The organism is Streptomyces viridochromogenes, assembly GCF_001270495.1.
GTDB lineage: Bacteria > Actinomycetota > Actinomycetes > Streptomycetales > Streptomycetaceae > Streptomyces > Streptomyces viridochromogenes_A.
In genome coordinates this window covers 20,023-36,792 of sequence record NZ_LGUR01000205.1, presented here as the reverse complement: position 1 = coordinate 36,792, position 16,770 = coordinate 20,023, and the positions used below count along the sequence as shown (strand labels likewise).

Genomic DNA, 16,770 nt, shown 5'->3' with positions numbered 1-16,770 from the left:
GGGGGTGTCTCCTGGTTCAGTGGTGCCGCGTCACGCGTGCTCGATGGTGAACGTGACGGTCTGCGTGGCGGTGTCCACGCTGTTGGTGGCCGAGACGGTGACCGTGAAGGTGCCGACGTTGTCCCTGGCCGTCCCGGAGATCAGACCGGTGTCGGTGTCGATGTCCAGGCCCTTCGGTAGCCCGTCCGCGTTGAACTTCGTCGGGAGCCCGCTGGCCGTGATCAGGTAGTTGAAGACCTGGTTCTTGGTCGCGGCCGCCTTCTCCGGGCTGGTGATCCTGGGCGCGTCGCTCGACGTGGCCTCGGTGGAGTTCAGGAACCGCGGGTTGATCACATGCTCGTTGGCGTACGCCGGCATCATGTCCGTGAACTTGTACCAGCCGGGCTTCTTCATCCCGTTGCCGATGAACTTGCCGTTGATGACGAGGTTCTGGAACGTCACGTTCTTGATGGCGTGGTCCGCGTCGTAGCCGACCATGACGGACGGGTTGGCGTGCGTGCCGGTGTACGTCAGGTTCCGTATGAACACTCCGTCGATGCCCCGTCCGACGGAGGTGTTGTAGCTCTTGTTGTACATGACCCGCATGTTGATCAGCTGGCCCCAGCGGAAGTCCTCCACCCGGATGTCCTGGGCGCGGACGTTGCGCAGCAGGTTGCTGTCGCCGGGGTTGAGCGCGATGCAGCCCTGGTAGTCCATCTGCGGTTCGCGGTGGTCGAGGATGTCGATGTTGCTGAAGACGAGGTTCTCGATGGTCTCCGGCTTGTCGGTGTTGCCGTGCGTGCCGACGTTGATCGGGTGCGCGACGTCCGCCCAGAGGGTGGAGTCGCGGACGGTGATGTTGCGGCAGTCGCCGTAGTAGTCCCAGCGGTGGGCGTAGATCGCGATGCAGTCGTCGGAGTTGCGCATCCAGACGCCCTCGATGAGGACGTCCTCGCTGGAGAAGACGTCGATGCCGTCGCCCCACTGGCCGTGGCTGTAGGAGTGCAGGTTGCGGACGGTGACCTGCTTCGACTGGCCGACGGTGACCGAGTAGCCGCTGCTCGGGTTGAGCACCATGACGCCGTCGATCTCGATGTTCCTGGAGTAGTTCACCAGGACGCCGTTCTGCGAGTTGTACAGCACACCGCGGCCGATCAGCCGGGCGTTCTCGACGTTCTGGAACTCCACCCGGGAGGTCAGCACGGCACCGCCCGCCAGGTACAGCGTCTTGCCGCTGGGCACCTTCACCACGTTGTCGGTGGTCTTGTGCAGGCCGGGGCCGATGTAGATGACGTCGGGGTCGTCCGGGTCGGGGACGTTCGTCTCGATCGGGTTGGCGTGCAGCTGCAGGTTGTTGAAGATCTCCCCGTCGATCTCGATGGAGAGGTTGCGCGGCTCGGTGAGGGTGAAGCTCACCGTGGCGCCGGCCACCGTGAACTGGGTGTCGTACGACAGGGGGCGGATCCGCGCGGAGCCGATGGCGCCCTTGGACGAGGTGACGGCGACCTCGACGGTGCCGCTGAAGTCGAAGGTGGCGACGGAGGAGTTGAAGACCGGGCCGCTGCCCGTGTTCGCGTCGATCTGCTTCGCCCGGGCGCGGTAGACGGGCACCGTCTGCCATTCGCCGCCCGGCGTACGCGCCTTGACGGAGAAGCTGGAGTTGGTGGGGACCCCGCTCGGGATGGGGTAGACCACCAGCTTGTCGGCGGATGAGGGCGTGTCGTCGGCTCTCGCGGTGCCGGCCGCGGCGCCGATCAGGGAGTACGCGGCGGCGGTTGCGCCGGCGGCCTGGAGAAGGGTGCGCCGGGACAGACCGGTGCTCTGGGTGTCGTTCATGGAGCGGTTCCTTCGTTGGGCGAGGCAGATGAGGGATACGAGGAAGGTCACTTGAGGCCGGACGTGGACATCCCGGCGACGAACCCGCGCTGAGCGATGAGGAAGATCAGCAGGATCGGGACGACGTACATGACGGAGGCCGCGGCCTGGATCTCGGGAACGGGCGCACCGCCCTCGTTGACATAGGTGGTCATCACGGCGACGGCGAGCGTGGTGCGGTCGGTGGACAGCAGCAGCTGCGGGGCGATGTAGTCGCCCCAGGTCCAGGTGAAGGCGATGATGAAGCTCGCGGACAGCACGGGCCACGACTGCGGCAGGAAGATCCGCCAGAAGATCGACGTGTATCCGCAGCCGTCGACGATCGCGGCCTCCTCCAGCTCGCGCGGCATGCCCGCGAAGAACTGCCGGAAGAGGAAGACCAGATACGGGGCGGCGGACAGGCCCCACAGCACCCACGGCCAGTACGTGTCGACCATGCCTAGCTTGGCGAAGATCAGGTAGGTCGGCAGCAGGGTGACCATCTGGGGCAGCATCATCGAGCCGAGCAGGACACCGAACAGCACCTTCTTGCCGGGCGCGTCGAGCCGGGCGAAGCCGAAGCCGACCCAGGCGGAGCTGAGGGTGACGAGCGTGGCGTAGAGGAGGGCGACGATCAGGGAGTTGCGGGCGTAGCCGAGGAAGTCGATCTGGGTGAAGGCCTCGGCGAAGTTGTGCCACTGGAAGACCTCGGGCAGCCAGTGCACGGGCGAGGCGGCCAGTTCGCCCTGGGTCTTCAGGCCGGAGAGGATCAGCCAGCCGAAGGGGCCGAGGAACAGGCCGGTGACGGAGACGAGGACCGTGTAGAGGACGAGGCGCTTGGCGCGCACCCGCACGCGACTGTCGGTCGTCGATGACGTGGGCGGCAGAGTGGTGGCGGTCACTTCTTCGCCTCCGGGTCGACGTTGTAGAACACCGCGCCGGACGTGAACTTGAAGATGAGTCCGGTCACGAGGAGGATCAGGACGAAGAGCACCCACAGCAGCGCGGAGGCGTAGCCGTAGCGGCCGAGCGCGAAGTACTGCGCGAACACGTGCATCATGTAGAGGTAGTTGGACTGCGGGACCGAGGTGACGCCCTCCGTGCCGCCGAGCGGGGCCAGCAGCAGCGGCATGATGGTCTGCACCGAGGCGATCATCCCGGTCACCGTCTGGAAGAGCAGGACGGGTGACAGCAGCGGCACGGTGATGCTGCGGAAGGTGCGCCAGGCGCTCGCCCCGTCGATGCGGGCCGCCTCGTGGAGTTCGCGGGGTACGTCCTGGAGCCCGGCCAGCGAGATGATCATGACGTTTCCGGCAGTCCAGAGCACCGTCATCAGCAGCACGTAGCGGGCGTAGGGGTCGGCGAGCCAGCCGAGGGCGTCGATACCGAAGACATTCAGGATGCCGTTGGCAGCACCGGAGTTCTGGTCGAAGAGCTGCTTGAAGGCGAGGCCCGCGCCCACCGGCGGCACCACCGCGGGCAGATAGAGCAGGGTGCGGAACAGACCGCGCGCCTTGATCGGCCGGTTGACCAGGACGGCGAGGGCGAGCCCCGCGATGATCGACAGCGGCACCGAGGTCACCGCGAACAGGCCCGCGCGGCCGAGCGCGTCCCAGGTCACCGGATCGTTCAGCAGCTCGCGGTAGTTGCCGAGTCCGACGTACTTCCAGTTGGGCGAGATGCCGTCGAACGTGGTGAAGCTCAGCCACAGCGCGTACAGCATCGGCACGACGGTCAGCAGGAGGAACCCGGCGATCCAGGGCGAGGTGAACATGTAGAACGCCCGGTGCCTGCGCGCGGTCATGGAGGCCCGCGGTCGGCCGGCGGCCGGTGCGCGTCCGCCCCTCGCGGCGGCGTCGGGCCGGCTCGCGACGGAGGAGATCTCGTCGACCGTCATCCCACTTGCTCCTTACCGCGCTTCATCTGCTCGTTGATGGCCGAGTTGAGGCGCCCGGCGAGGGTGTCGACGGAGATCTGGCCGTTCATCGCGGCGGGGGCGATCTGGTTGAAGAGGGCGTCGAGCGCGTCCGCTGTGGTGTAGGGGGTGAAGGAGACCACCGAGAAGTGCTTCAGCTCGTTCTCCTGCACCTCAAGCGCCCGCTTCTGGGCTTCCTCCTGGTCCGGCATCAACGAACGCAAGGACTTCAGGGTGGGGATGCCCCAGCCGCCGGAGGCTCGCGCCTTGGCCGGCTCCTCGCCGAAGAACCACTCGAAGACTCTCCACGCGGCGTCCTTGTTCTTCGCCCCGCGCGGCATCCACAGGCCGGTGCCGGCCTGGCAGGCGCTGATCCGCGGGCCGCCTGCGAAGACGGGAGCGGGCGCCAGGCGGGACGCCTCCGCGAGCTTCTTGTCGGGGTAGATCATGCCGCCCATCCAGTAGCCGGCGTTCGACATGGCCAGCCGCCCGGCCTGGTAGGTGGGCCCGTCCCAGCCGTTGGGGTCGGGCTGGATGAGGCTCGGCCCGACTTTGGTCTTGCAGTAGTCGATGACCCAGGCCAGGGCCCTGCGGGCCTCGGGGGTGGTGAAGTCGACCCGGGAGAAGTCGTCGTTGAAGAGGCTGCCGCCCGCGGACGCCGTCATGGTCGCGAGGAGCGTGGACCGGGTCACGCCCTGGTAGCTGCCGCCGAAGACGGAGGTCTGTCCGCTCTTGCGCTGCACGAGGCGCTTGGCGGTGTCCAGCCACTCCTCGTACGTGACCGGCTCGGTCGCCGACGGGTAGTCGACACCGGCCTTGTCGAAGGCCGAGCCGTTGTACCAGAACATGGAGTCCTGGGAGAAGTCCTTCGCCATGCCGTAGCGCGGGCCCTTGCCCTGCGTACGGCCGTCGAACCGCCACAGGTCGTTGACGGGGTCGAGGTCGTCGAGCTTGAGGACGCCGCTCCGGGCGAAGTAGGGGTCCAGTTCCTCGGCCACCCCCCGCGCGGCGAAGAACGGCGCGTCCACGGCACCGACGCCGCGTACCAGGTCGGGCGGGTTGCCGCTGGTGAGCATCGCGATCAGCTTGGTGATGTCGTACCTCACCAGGGCGATCTTGATACCGAGTTCCTTCTTGGCCTGCTGGATCTGCTCCGGGAGGATGTCTCCGGACTTGACCATCACGGTGACGGTCTCACCCGATCCGCCGACCCCGGTCGACACCTGCATGGCACAGCCGCTCAACGCCGCACCGGCCGCGGTGCCGCCTGCGGCGAGGGCGAGAAAACGGCGGCGGCTCAGTGGGGCGCCGGCATGTGGGCGCATGAGCGGACCACCTCCCTGCTCGGTTCGTTCGGTATACCGGCCAACAATCGGCCTGCCGGTCGAGAACCGGCCAATGTGGCAACCGGTTGCTATGACGTTGGGGCAGAGCTTCTTCCGGGCCGGGAGGCGCGTCAAGAGCCCTGACGAACTTTCGAAAAGTCTGCGTAACCTCGGCTTCACGATGAGCAAGGGCTCGCAGGGGCGTTGAAGTGTTCCCTGAGCAGGGCGATCGGCAAGGACGGGGACGGCGATCCGACCGGTCTGGACGGGAACCGGTTGTCGCCAAGCCTTTCGGTGGCGGCCCACACTCCGGGAACGGCTAGTAACCGATTTCGCAGCGCCAGGCACAGGGCAACACATCGACACGCCAGCCACACGGTCAGCCCTGAGAACTGCGCTCTTCATCCCGGTGATTGACCGGCCCTCGCTCCGGATCTACGGTAGAAGGCGCTTTCTGAAACAGTTTCCGCTCAGCCTGTCGATCGACTCATCGATCGGCTTCTTCGACCGGTTCATCGATCGGCGCCTGGTCAGTGCCGCGATCAGTGCATCGATCGAGGCCGCGATCGATGCCTCAACCAGCGTCTCAACTCAGCGCCTCAGGAGAGTCATGCCCAGCCCGCACCCGCCGAGGGCCGTGTTCGCAATGGATCCGGTGCACCTCCCCCTGCTCTTCCCGCCGCATCTCATGGCCCGGCTGAGGCAGGCGTCCGAGCTGGACCCCGCTCTCGTCGTACGAGATTTCACCGACCCGGCGACGGCCGAGGTCCTCGCCCGGACCGAAGTACTGATCACCGGCTGGGGCTGCCCCCACCTCGACGCCGACGTCCTCACCGCCGCGCCCAAGCTGCGCGCCGTGCTGCACGCCGCCGGCTCGGTCCGCTCACTCGTCGGCGACGCGCTGTGGAAGGCCGGTGTCACCGTCTCCAGCGCGGTCACCGGCAACGCGCTGCCGGTCGCGGAGTACACGCTCGCGATGATCCTGCTCGCCGGGAAGGACACCTTCGGGCATCGGGAGCGCTTTCGCAGCACACACGCCTACCCGACGCAGCGCGAGACCGCCGCGATCGGCAACGTCGGCCGCCGGGTCGGCCTCATCGGGGCGTCGCGGGTCGGCAGACGGCTGCTGGAACTGCTGCGGCCGTTCGACTTCACGGTGCTGCTGCACGATCCGTACGTCAGCGCCGCCGAGGCCGCGGAGCTGGGCGCCGAGCTGCAGTCGCTGGACGACCTTCTCCGGCACAGCGACATCGTCAGCCTGCATGCGCCGGACATCCCGGAGACCTACCGGATGCTGGACGCTGAGCGGCTGGGGCTGATCCGGGACGGGGGCGTGCTGATCAACACCTCGCGGGGAGCGCTGATCGACCCCGAGGCGCTGACGGATGAGCTGGTTTCCGGGCGGCTGCACGCGGTGCTCGACGTGACGGAGCCGGAGCCGCTGCCCGCGGGGTCACCGCTGTATCACCTGCCCAACGTCTTCCTCACCCCTCACATCGCCGGGTCGCTCGGGAACGAGCTGGAGCGGCTGGGGCAGATCGTGGTGGAGGAGTTGGAGCGGGTGGGGGGTGGCGGGGGGTTGCGGCATGAGGTGGTGCATGCGGATATGGCTCGGGTTGCTTGAGGGGTTGGGGGTAGGGAGGACGAGGCCCCTTCGGGCCGATAGCGGGGGTCTGGGTGACGCAGCCCTCAGGAGGAGCGCGGGGGTCTGGAGGCGCAGCCCCCAGAAGGAGCGCGGGGCTGTATCGATGTGCGGCTCCGCCGCGTGGGCGCGACCAGCCCCCACCCGCCCGCACCCGAAGAACGACCGGGGTCGAAGGGGCGAAGCCCCGAAGCCCCGAAGCCCCTGGGGATGGGACGGGTAGGGGCGGCCGGGGCGACCACCGGCGCGCCCCTTCGACTTCCTCGCGACCGGTGTCGTCGTCGGACCAGTACAGGCTGGCGAGCACGTGCCCGGCGTTGGCGCGCTCCAGCGAGCGGGGTGCGCAGACGGCAGGCGCTGGGGCGGGAAGCATGGGATACGGTTTCTGTATCGGTGGGGGCGCGTTTTCCGGCCGTATGCCGAGGCAGGCGCAACGGTGAAGGAGCCGCAAGGGTGAGTCAGCGCAAGGTGTCCGGCGACGCCGGTCGGGCCACCATCCGGGACGTCGCGGAGCGCGCGGGTGTCTCCGTCGCCAGCGTGTCGCGCGTCCTGTCGGGCAACTACCCGGTGTCGGAGGATCTGCGGCGCCGGGTGATGAAGGTCGTCCGGGACCTGGACTACGTCACCAACGCCCACGCCCGTTCGCTGGCCGGCGGCGGTACGCCCACCGTGGCGATCCTCATCAACAACATCACCGGCGCCGCGTTCGCCCATGTGGCGAAGGGAGTTGAGGGGGCCGCCACACTGCGTGGCTGGCTTTCGCTGGTGGGGACCACGGGGGACGATCCCGAGCGGGAACTCGCCCTGGTCAATCTCATGCGGCAGCAGGGCGTCGCCGCCGTGGTGCTGCTGGGTGGGGCGTACGACTACGACGAGTACCAGCTGCGCATGGCCCGGTTCGCCCGTTCCCTGGATGCCGCCGGGTCTCACCTCGTGCTGGTGGGCAGGCCGCCGCTGGAGGGCGACGTGCCGGCGACGACCGTCGACTACGACAACGAGGGCGGCGCCTATGCCATGGCCAGCCATCTGTTGTCCGCCGGGCACCGGAGAGTGCTCGTGCTGCCGGGGCATGCCGAACTCACCACGGCTCAGGGCCGGTTGAAGGGTGCCCGGCGGGCCTTCGATGCCTATGGCGTGCCTTTCGAGCCGGACATGGTGCGGCATGGGCCGTACGACTACGAGCACGGGTACGAGGCCGTCGAGGAGGCCCTGGCGGAGGGGATGGAGTTCACCGCCGTGCTCGCCGGGACGGATGTCGTCGCCGCCGGTGCCATGCAGGCGTTGCGGGCGGCGGGGCTGCGGGTGCCGGAGGACGTGTCGATCGTCGGCTATGACGACATCCCGCTCGCCTCCCAGCTCACGCCCCAACTCACCACCGTGCACGTGCCGTACGAGGAGATGGGCCGGGTGGCGCTGCGTGCCGTGGCCGACCGGCGGGAGGGTGGTACCGGTCGCCGGAAGGGCGGAGACGGCGACCACTTGGTGCTGGGCACCCATGTCGTCGTACGCAACTCCGTGCGGCCGCCTACCGCACGGCGCGACTGAGGGACGTCTCAGCCTCACGACGATCGCTCCGAGGGACGGTCTGCCGGTCAGCCATCCGGGCGACCGTCCGACCGTCCGATCGGCCGTCCGATCGACTGGTAAGCGATCGTTTCGTAATCGGTTTCTTTGTGTTTTCCAGAGCTCGCCGATGCGGTTGGGAGCGCTCCCGGCCGCCCCTGCGGATCTCACCCCGACCGGGTCTGACCTGGGCCTGAGTCCGGCTCCCCGGCCCGATCGCGACCCGGCGCGCGGACCTAACCTCACGGACAAAACGGCGTAACAAATTTCCGCGCACCTCTTGCTATGAGCAGAGCCCTCGGCCTACCGTCCCTGCAACCGCTTACTACAGCTTCCGCTTGGCCGACCCCCCGCAACCGCGAGCCGACGATTTTCCGGCCGCCGTTCCTGGCCGGCGCCACCGAGCCGCCGCCGTTCCGCAAGAACGCACTCATTCCGAAGGATCACGGTCAGATGAACTTCACCAGCCCCCGGAGAAGGTTCGCCTCCGCCGCCGTCGCGGGTATCGCGCTGTCGGGTCTGCTCGCCGCCTGCGGTGGGTCCGACTCCCAGGACTCCGAGTCCTCCGGTCCGGTCACCCTCGACTTCTGGGGTTGGGCCAACGGCCAGGAGGCGGTCGTGAAGGCCTTCAACGCCAGCCACAAGGACGTCCAGCTCAAGTACACGAAGGTCACCGACCAGCTGACCATGCAGAAGCAGCTGACCAACGCCGTCAAGGCGGGCAACGCGCCCTGTCTGCTGCAGAACACCGGCGAGTACGTCACCAGTTGGGTCTCGCAGGGTGCGCTCGCCGACATCACCCAGTACGTCGAGGGCGACAAGGACAAGTTCAACGCAGGGTCGTGGGCGACCGGTCAGGTGCAGGGGAAGGTGTACGGGGTGCCGACCGCCTCGGCGCCCGCCTTCACCATCTATCGGACGGATCTCTTCCAGAAGTACGGGCTCAAGGCGCCGGCCACCTGGGACGACTTCATCGCCGCGGGCAAGGAACTGAAGAAGCACGACATCAAGATCACCAACTACGCCGGTGAGGACCCGAGCACCCTGGAGGTGCTGGCGATGCAGGCCGGGGCGCACTGGTACAGCATCGACGGTGACTCGTGGGCGGTGAACTTCAAGGACGAGGGCACGCTCAAGGCCGCGAAGGTGATCCAGGAGATCATCGACAATGATCTGAACTCGAAGTTGTCCTTCGCCGATTACGCGGCCGTGCAGCGTAACTACGACAACGGCGGGACCGCGACCCGGCAGATCTCCACCTGGCAGATGTCCGGCATGGTGCAGAACTTCACGAAGTCCTTCGGCGACTGGGCGCTGTCGCCCTGGCCGACCTTCAAGGGCGAGGCCGCCAAGACGCCGGCCGCGACCAACCAGAGCGGCAACCTGACGCTGGTCAGCGAGCAGTGCAAGAACAAGGAGCAGGCCGCCCAGGCGGCGCTGTGGATGTCCACCGACACCGGTGCGGTGAAGACCATGGCGAGCCCGGAGACCGGCAGTGGTGTGATGCCGGCGCTGGCCGACAGCGACTCGTATGTCTCCGAGGCGGTTTCCGAGAAGCTGCTCGGCAAGAACTACGAGCCGGCCAAGAAGGTCGTCACGGACAGCCTGGGCACCGTCACCACCGACTGGACCTTCGGGCCGAACTGGACCGCGATGTTCACCGAGATGCAGGACCAGTGGGCCGCGGTCGTCAGCAAGAAGCAGAAGGTCACCGATCTGCTCGACCACATGCAGGAGTGGACGGTCAACGACCTGAAGCAGCGCGGCATCAGCGTCAAGGGCTGAGGCAGACTCGATGATTCGCTCCCAGCGCTGGAAGGGTGCCGCCTTCACGGTGCCCTTCCAGCTCGGCTTCGCCTTTCTGTATCTGCTCCCGATCGGTTACGCGGTCTACCAGTCGCTGTTTCTTCAGAAGCAGTCCGGGCTCGGGCTCGGCGGCGCCACGACGGAGTTCGTGGGGCTGGAGAACTACCAGAACGGGCTCACCGACTCGGCGTTCATGACCTCCATCCTGCGGGTCGTTCTCTTCGCCTGTGTGCAGATTCCGTTCATGCTGCTCGTCAGTCTGGTGCTGGCGCTGTTCCTGGACGCCGTCAGCTCCAGGGCGGCCGGTCGGTTCCGGATCCTGCTGCTGGTGCCGTACATGATCCCGGGCGTCGTCGCGGCGCTCGTGTGGATCAACCTCTACAGCCCTGAGGTGGGGCCGCTGACCCCGCTCGGGGAGGTCTTCGGGTTCGACTGGAACTTCTTCGCGCCCTCCATGGTGTGGCCGGCCATCGGCAATCTGCTGACCTGGCACGGCATCGGCTACAACATGGTGATCATCTACGCCGCCCTCCAGGGCGTGCCACGCGAGCTGTTCGAGGCCGCGCGACTGGACGGCGCCTCCGAGATGCGGATCGCGCTGAGCATCAAGATCCCGTTCGTACGCGGGGCGCTCGTCCTGACCGCGCTGCTGTCGATCATCCAGATGCTCCAGATCTTCAACGAGCCCGCGCTGTTCCGGAACGTGACCCCGCAGACCGTCAGCGACAGCTTCACGCCGATCATGATCATCTACAACCAGGCGTTCAACGCCGGCAATTACCACTACGCGGCGGCCCTTTCGGTGCTGCTCGCCCTGATCCTCGGCATCGCCTCCCTCCTGTTCTACCGGCTGACCTCGAAGGAGGCGGACTGATGGCGCTGACGGAAAACCGCGAGGAGGGCGGGGTGCGGACGGCTGCCGTGCCGCCTCGCGGGGGTGGTGTCCGGCGGCGTACCCGGCCGGATCCCGTCTCGCGTTCGCGCGGCGGGCAGCGGTTCATGCTGGTCGGGCTGGTCCTGGCCAGTGCCTACAGCCTGTTCCCCGTGTACTGGCTGATGATCGCCGCGACCAAGGACCGGGTGGGGCTGTACCAGAGCAACGGGCTGTGGTTCTCCGGCTGGCACCTGTGGGACAACATCCAGCAGGTCTTCACCTACGAGGACGGCATCTTCCTGCGCTGGACCGCCAACTCGTTCCTGTACGCCGGTGTCGGCTCCCTCGGCGGCACGCTCATCGCGCTCGCCACGGGCTATGGCCTGGCACGGTTCGACTTCCCCGGGCGCGGTGCCGTCTTCGCGTGCGTGGTGGGGTCCTTTCTGATTCCGATCGCGCTACTGACGCTGCCGCTGTATCTGCTGTTCTCGGCGATCGGGATGGTCGACACCCCGTGGGCGATGCTGATCCCCTGTCTGATCAATCCGTTCAGTGTGTATCTGGCGAAGGTGTACACCGAGGCCACCATCCCGTTCGAGCTGCTGGAGGCGGCCCGTCTCGACGGCGCCGGTGAGCTGCGGATCTTCTTCAGCATCGTGCTGCGGATGATGACGACGGGCGGCGCGACGGTGTTCCTGCTCGCCTTCGTCAACACCTGGAACGCGTTCTTCCTGCCGCTGACCGTGTTGCGCGGCGAGGAGAACTGGACGCTCAACCTGGGTCTGTACAACTGGTCCGGCAAGCGCCTGGAGTCGGGCATCGACGTGACCAGTCTCGTGCTGACGGGTGCGCTGCTGTCCATCGTGCCGATGGCGATCATGATGGTCGCGATGCGGCGGTACTGGCGGACCGGCGTGACGTTGGGTGCCCTCAAGTGACCGTGGTCCTGGGAGTGTTCGAGTGACTCTGCTGCAGAATCCCGTCATCCGCGGTTTCGCCCCGGACCCTTCCCTGGTCAGGGTCGGCGACTGGTACTACCTGGCGACGAGTTCCTTCGAGTGGTTCCCCACGATCCCGCTCCACCGCTCCCGGGACCTGGCCCACTGGGAGTACGCGGGTCACGTCCGGGGAGCGGTCCCCGGCGACTCCCTGGCCGGTGTGCCCGACTCGGGCGGCATCTGGGCGCCGTCGCTGAGCTGGGACGGGGCGCGGTTCTGGGTGGTGTACTCCGTCGTGCGCTCGGTGGGCACGCCGTACTTCGACACGGACACGTATGTCAGTACGGCCACGGAGGCCGGCGGCGAGTGGACGCGGCCGCGGCGGATCGCGAGCCATGGCTTCGACCCCGCGCTCTTCCACGACGAGGGGCGGCTGTGGCTGCTCAACCTCCAGAACGACCACCGTCCGGACGGTCGGCGGTTCGCCGGGATCGTCCTCACCGAGGTCGATCGTGAGACGCTCGTCCCGATCGGTGAAACGCATCTGCTGCTCCAGCACGAACGGCTCATCGAGGGGCCGAAGCTGGTGAAGCGGGACGGCTGGTTCTACCTCGTGCTCGCGGAGGGCGGCACGGGCGTCGAGCACGGCGTGCTGGTGGCGAGAAGTCGTGCGATCACCGGGCCGTACGAGCTCGACAGCCAGCCCCTGTTGACGACGCGCGACGATCCTTCGGTGCCGTTGCAGAAGGCCGGGCACGCGGAGCTGGTGGAGACGCCCGAGGGCGAGTGGGTGATGAGCCACCTCACGGCACGGCCGTTGCGGACGCCCGACGGCCCGCGCTGCCCACTCGGCCGGGAGACCGCGATCCAGGTGCTGACCTGGGACGCGGGCGGGTGGCCCCGGTTGCGGCACGGGGGGTGGCATCCGGCGGTCGAGGTCGATGTACCGACGCGGCCCGCCGAGCCGGAGCCAGAGCCCGGGTCGCGCGACGCCGATCCCGACGAGCCCTTCGGCTGGCCCTGGAGCACCCTCCGCGGCTATGCCGACCCGAATTGGGCCGACGCCACCGCCCGCCCCGGCTGGATCCGGCTACGCGGTCGGCACGGTCCCGAGTCACGGTGGGCGCACAGTCTGCTGGCCCGGCGGATCACCGAGCAGTGTGCGGAGGCCGAGGTCACCGTGGCGGCGGAGCCGCGCACGTTCACCCAGGCCGCCGGGCTGGTTCTGCGGTACAACGCGGAGGCCTATCTGAGCCTCGACCTCACCTGGGCGGAACCGGAGGGCGAGGGGCAGCACGGGCAGCAGTGGCGAGGCGGGGGCCGTACGGTGCTGAGCCTCGTGGAGCGGGAGGAGTTCGGCACCCGGCAGGTCGCCGTCGTGGACGTGGACGCGAGCCTGCCGCTGACCCTGGGGGTGACGGTCGAGGACGGCCTGGCGCAGTTCTGGTACGTGCGCGGGGGTGTGCGCGCCCTGATCGGGCGGCCGTTGGACTTCACCAAGCTGTCCGACGACTACGGCTCCAAGCTGCGCTTCACCGGGGCGATGGCCGGCATCCATGCCGTGGATCTCGTGGACGCGTCGTTCACGGCCGATTTCACGGCATTCCGTCTCAACTGCTGGTAGCCCGCTCACCTGCTGGTAGCCCAGGCGTGTTCGAAGTTTCGAAAGTCGCGGACCGTGAAGACCTGCGATCTCCGGCCCCTTCCGGACTCATTGCGGCGAACCTAGGGTAGGAAGCGCTTACTGTTTCCGCGCTGTTCGAAACTTTTCATGGCCCTCGGGCGGGCCGGAGAGGTGGTTCCCGATGGTCCGTACGGGCGGAGCGAGCGTGGCGGCCGGGCCGACCCTGGCCGTCGTGGCACGCGAGGCCGGGGTGTCCGTGCCGACCGCGTCCAAGGTGGTCAACGGCCGGGAGGACGTTGCCCCCGAGACACGCCGCAGGGTCACCGAGGCGCTGGACCGGCTCGGCTATGTCCGCAGACCGCGCTTCGACGCGGCGAAGACACCCGGCCTGGTCGACCTGGTCGTGCACTCGCTGGACACCTCGTGGTCGGGTGCGGTACTGCACGGAGTGGAGGAGGCGGCCCACGACGCGGGGCTGGAGGTGGTGGTCTCGGCCGGGCTGACCCGGACGCGGGGCGGGCGCCCGGAGCGCGGCTGGCTGGACAAGCTCACCGCGCGCGGCTCGTCCGGGGTGCTGTTCAACCTGGCCGAGCTGACGGCGTCGCAGTACTCCTGGCTGGAGCAGCACCGCATCCCGTTCGTGATGATCGACCCGGTTCTGGAGCCGCCGCCGGGCGTGGTGTCGGTGGGCGCCGCGAACTGGCACGGCGGTGTGACGGCGACCGAGCATCTGCTGGCGCTGGGCCATGAGCGGATCGCGGTCATCGCGGGTCATCAGCGCAAGATGTGCAGCACCGCCCGGGTGGCCGGGTACCGCTCGGCGCTCGCCTCGGCCGGGGTGCGGCACCGTCCCGAGTACGTCCGGCACGCGGGCTTCGACGAGGGGGTCGCCCGGCGCCGGATGCTGGAACTCCTCGACCTGCCCGAACCGCCGACGGCCGTCTTCGTCTGCTCGGACCGGATGGCCCTCGGGGTCTACGGGGCGCTGTCGGAACGGGGGTTGAGCGTGCCGGACGACCTGAGCGTCGTAGGCTTCGACGATCTTCCGGAGGCCCGCTGGATCGCCCCGGCCCTCACCACGGTCCGCCAGCCGCTGTCGGAGATGGCGGCGACGGCGCTGCGCCTGCTGGTGCGGATGATGGACGGGGACCGGCCGGAGAGCACGCGGACGGAGCTGTCGACACGGCTGGTGGAACGGTTGAGCACGGCCGGGCCACGCGAGCCGTCCTGCTGAGCCCGATTCTGAGTCGTTACTGAGCCCGTTACTGAGTCCGTCACCTGGTTGGCCGGGCGGAGCCCGGACTACGGGTGCCGGAGGTGGACGGGGCGGCTAGCGTCGAAGGGCAGTTCCAGTGCCTGTCGGAGCACCGGCGGCTCGGGATCCTCCAGAAGGAGCGTGGTCGGTGTGGCCCGGAACCGCCGTCTGATCCTGAGCTCCCCGTCGAAGGTCTGGAGCCTGCTCTCCGACGGCCGGCGCTACGGGGAGTGGGTGTCGGGAACGCGGGAGGTCCTCGCCGCCGACCCGCACTGGCCCGACGTGGGCGCCCGTCTGCGGGTCCGGGTCGGGGTCGGCCGGCTGGTCCTCGACGACACCTGCGTCGTCCGGATCTGCGAACCCGAACGGCGTCTGGAGCTGGAGGCGAAGGCGGATCCCTTCGGCGCGGCCCGTATCGCCATGCGGTTGATCCCCTGGGGCGAGAACACCCTCTTCATCCTCGACTGGCACGCCCTGCGGGGCCCCGGCGTGCGCATGCACGGGCTCCCCGTCGACTATCTCGTCCGGATCCGCAACGGCATGATGCTGACGAAACTCGCCCGGATCGCGGTGCGCGAGGCCGACGACAGCGCCGTTGCCGCCCGCGGTCACTGAGCGGTTCTCCGGTGCCGTGCCCTCCTTGATCGCGTTGGACCGACAGGGTGGTTGATGCGCCGCCCGGCCCGTCTGCTCTGGTGGCGACGTTGATCATTGCTAGCTTCGCGAGCTGTGCGAGGGTCCCGCGGGCATCGAGCCGTGGCGGGGCCGTGGCGATGAGCTGAGGCGAGAGTCGAGAGTGACGGGTATGAGCGAAGAGCCGGACAGGCAGACAGTTGCCCCGTTCAGGCGCAGGAGTTTCCTGGCGTCGGCCGCGTTGGCGAGCGGCGCGCCGGCCGCCGTCGCGGTCGCCGGTCCCGCGCAGGCTGCCGCACCGGCGGCGGGCGGTGCCCTCGCGGCGCCCGCCGCCGGGTCCGTGGCGCGGCTGCTGGCTGTTCCGCAGGAAGGCCGCGGGGTCGACTGGATCAGGTCGGCCCTTCAGGTCGCCGTCGGACTCGAACTCGCCACGATCCCGCCCTACTTCTGCGGCCTGTGGTCCGTCAAGGACCGCCGTAGTGAGGTCGCGCGGCTGATCCAGCGCATCGTCGGCGACGAGATGTACCACCTCGGCATCGCCTGCAACCTGCTTGTGGCCGTCGGCGGCAGGCCGCGGATCAAGGCCGCCGCGCCCGTCTTCCCCGGTCCGCTGCCCGGCGGTGTCCGGGCCGGGGTGACCGTCTACCTCTCGGGCCTCACCAGGGCCTACGTACGCGATGTGATGATGGCGATCGAGGCCCCCGAGGAGTCGCTCGTCCGCAGCGCGCAGGCCTCCCCCACCGTCGGCGAGTTCTACGGGGAGCTGCTGAACGCGTTCCGGGCGGTGCGGCCGGAGCTGTCGGTGCGGGGGCAGCTGTCCCAGTACGTCTTCTCCGACGACCTGTCCCCGATCGGGAACCTCGACCACGTCGAGCAGGCCGTCGGGATCATCATGGAGCAGGGTGAGGGCACCACCAGCTCACCGTCGGCTTCCTTCGAGGACGACCACCCTGCGCACTACTACGCCTTCGGCGAGATCTACCACGGCCGGGAGCTGCGCCGCACCGACGACGGCTGGCGGTACGTCGGCGCGCCCGTGCCCTTCCCCGAGGTGCGTCCCATGGCCCCGATCCCGGTCGGCGGCTGGCCCAACCCGCCGGCCCGGGTCCGCCAGCTCCTGCACCACTTCGACGCCACCTACAGCACCGTGCTGGACACCCTCGAAGCGGCCTGGGCCGGCGGCGGCCACCGCACCCTGGGCGCGGCCATCCACGCCATGCGCGGCCTGGAGAGGCCCGCCGTCGAACTGATGGAGACCCCGAACCTCTACGTTCCCGGTACCTACGGCCCCCAGTTCCGCGCGCTCGCCAGGCGGCTGCCGGCGGCGTGACGCCGTAGACGGCAGCCGTGCACGGCGGGCCC

The 16,770-nt window shown here is 68.6% G+C and carries 13 protein-coding genes; 9 read left to right on the top strand and 4 right to left on the bottom strand.

What is annotated here, in order from left to right; genetic code table 11:
- Positions 1–30 precede the first annotated feature (30 nt).
- The 4 genes from ADK36_RS24725 to ADK36_RS24710 are packed head-to-tail and all read right to left on the bottom strand — an operon-like array spanning position 31 to position 5,073.
- Positions 31–1,815, bottom strand: a complete 1,785-nt coding sequence (locus ADK36_RS24725) for an Ig domain-containing protein (RefSeq protein WP_048582611.1) — start codon at positions 1,813–1,815, stop codon at positions 31–33.
- A 47-nt stretch (positions 1,816–1,862) separates the two neighbouring features.
- Positions 1,863–2,735 (bottom strand): carbohydrate ABC transporter permease, encoded by an 873-nt coding sequence (locus ADK36_RS24720; protein WP_048582610.1) that lies wholly within the window; start codon positions 2,733–2,735, stop codon positions 1,863–1,865.
- The gene (locus ADK36_RS24715) at positions 2,732–3,730 is read right to left on the bottom strand and encodes a carbohydrate ABC transporter permease (protein WP_048582609.1); all 999 of its coding nucleotides are present in this window, start codon (positions 3,728–3,730) and stop codon (positions 2,732–2,734) included. The genes ADK36_RS24720 and ADK36_RS24715 overlap by 4 nt, the downstream gene beginning before the upstream one ends.
- A complete protein-coding gene (locus tag ADK36_RS24710) occupies positions 3,727–5,073 on the bottom strand; it encodes an extracellular solute-binding protein (protein WP_048582608.1) in 1,347 nt (448 codons plus the stop codon). Before ADK36_RS24710 ends, ADK36_RS24715 begins: the two co-directional genes overlap by 4 nt.
- A gap of 610 nt (positions 5,074–5,683) precedes the next feature.
- On the opposite strand from ADK36_RS24710, the gene ADK36_RS24705 reads away from it, so the two are divergent.
- The 9 genes from ADK36_RS24705 to ADK36_RS24665 all read left to right on the top strand — a co-directional run bounded on the left by ADK36_RS24705 (position 5,684) and on the right by ADK36_RS24665 (position 16,738).
- Positions 5,684–6,697 (top strand): hydroxyacid dehydrogenase, encoded by a 1,014-nt coding sequence (locus ADK36_RS24705; RefSeq protein ID WP_199830237.1) that lies wholly within the window; start codon positions 5,684–5,686, stop codon positions 6,695–6,697.
- A gap of 471 nt (positions 6,698–7,168) precedes the next feature.
- Complete coding sequence (locus ADK36_RS24700) at positions 7,169–8,260, top strand: LacI family DNA-binding transcriptional regulator (protein WP_048582606.1); 1,092 nt, start codon at positions 7,169–7,171, stop codon at positions 8,258–8,260.
- Between the two features lie 471 nt (positions 8,261–8,731).
- Positions 8,732–10,063, top strand: coding sequence for an ABC transporter substrate-binding protein (locus ADK36_RS24695; protein ID WP_053199069.1), 1,332 nt, complete (start codon positions 8,732–8,734; stop codon positions 10,061–10,063).
- Between the two features lie 10 nt (positions 10,064–10,073).
- Entirely contained in the window at positions 10,074–10,958 is an 885-nt protein-coding gene (locus ADK36_RS24690; protein WP_048582604.1) for a carbohydrate ABC transporter permease, read from the top strand.
- Positions 10,958–11,896, top strand: coding sequence for a carbohydrate ABC transporter permease (locus ADK36_RS24685; protein WP_053199067.1), 939 nt, complete (start codon positions 10,958–10,960; stop codon positions 11,894–11,896). The genes ADK36_RS24690 and ADK36_RS24685 overlap by 1 nt, the downstream gene beginning before the upstream one ends.
- 22 nt (positions 11,897–11,918) lie before the next feature.
- Positions 11,919–13,520, top strand: coding sequence for a family 43 glycosylhydrolase (locus ADK36_RS24680; protein WP_053199065.1), 1,602 nt, complete (start codon positions 11,919–11,921; stop codon positions 13,518–13,520).
- A 181-nt stretch (positions 13,521–13,701) separates the two neighbouring features.
- On the top strand, positions 13,702–14,754 hold the full coding sequence (locus ADK36_RS24675) for a LacI family DNA-binding transcriptional regulator (protein WP_048582601.1): 1,053 nt from the start codon (positions 13,702–13,704) through the stop codon (positions 14,752–14,754).
- A gap of 171 nt (positions 14,755–14,925) precedes the next feature.
- Positions 14,926–15,390, top strand: coding sequence for an SRPBCC family protein (locus ADK36_RS24670; protein WP_107086911.1), 465 nt, complete (start codon positions 14,926–14,928; stop codon positions 15,388–15,390).
- Positions 15,391–15,580: 190 nt separating this feature from the next.
- Positions 15,581–16,738, top strand: coding sequence for a ferritin-like domain-containing protein (locus ADK36_RS24665; RefSeq protein WP_048582600.1), 1,158 nt, complete (start codon positions 15,581–15,583; stop codon positions 16,736–16,738).
- Positions 16,739–16,770 lie beyond the last annotated feature (32 nt).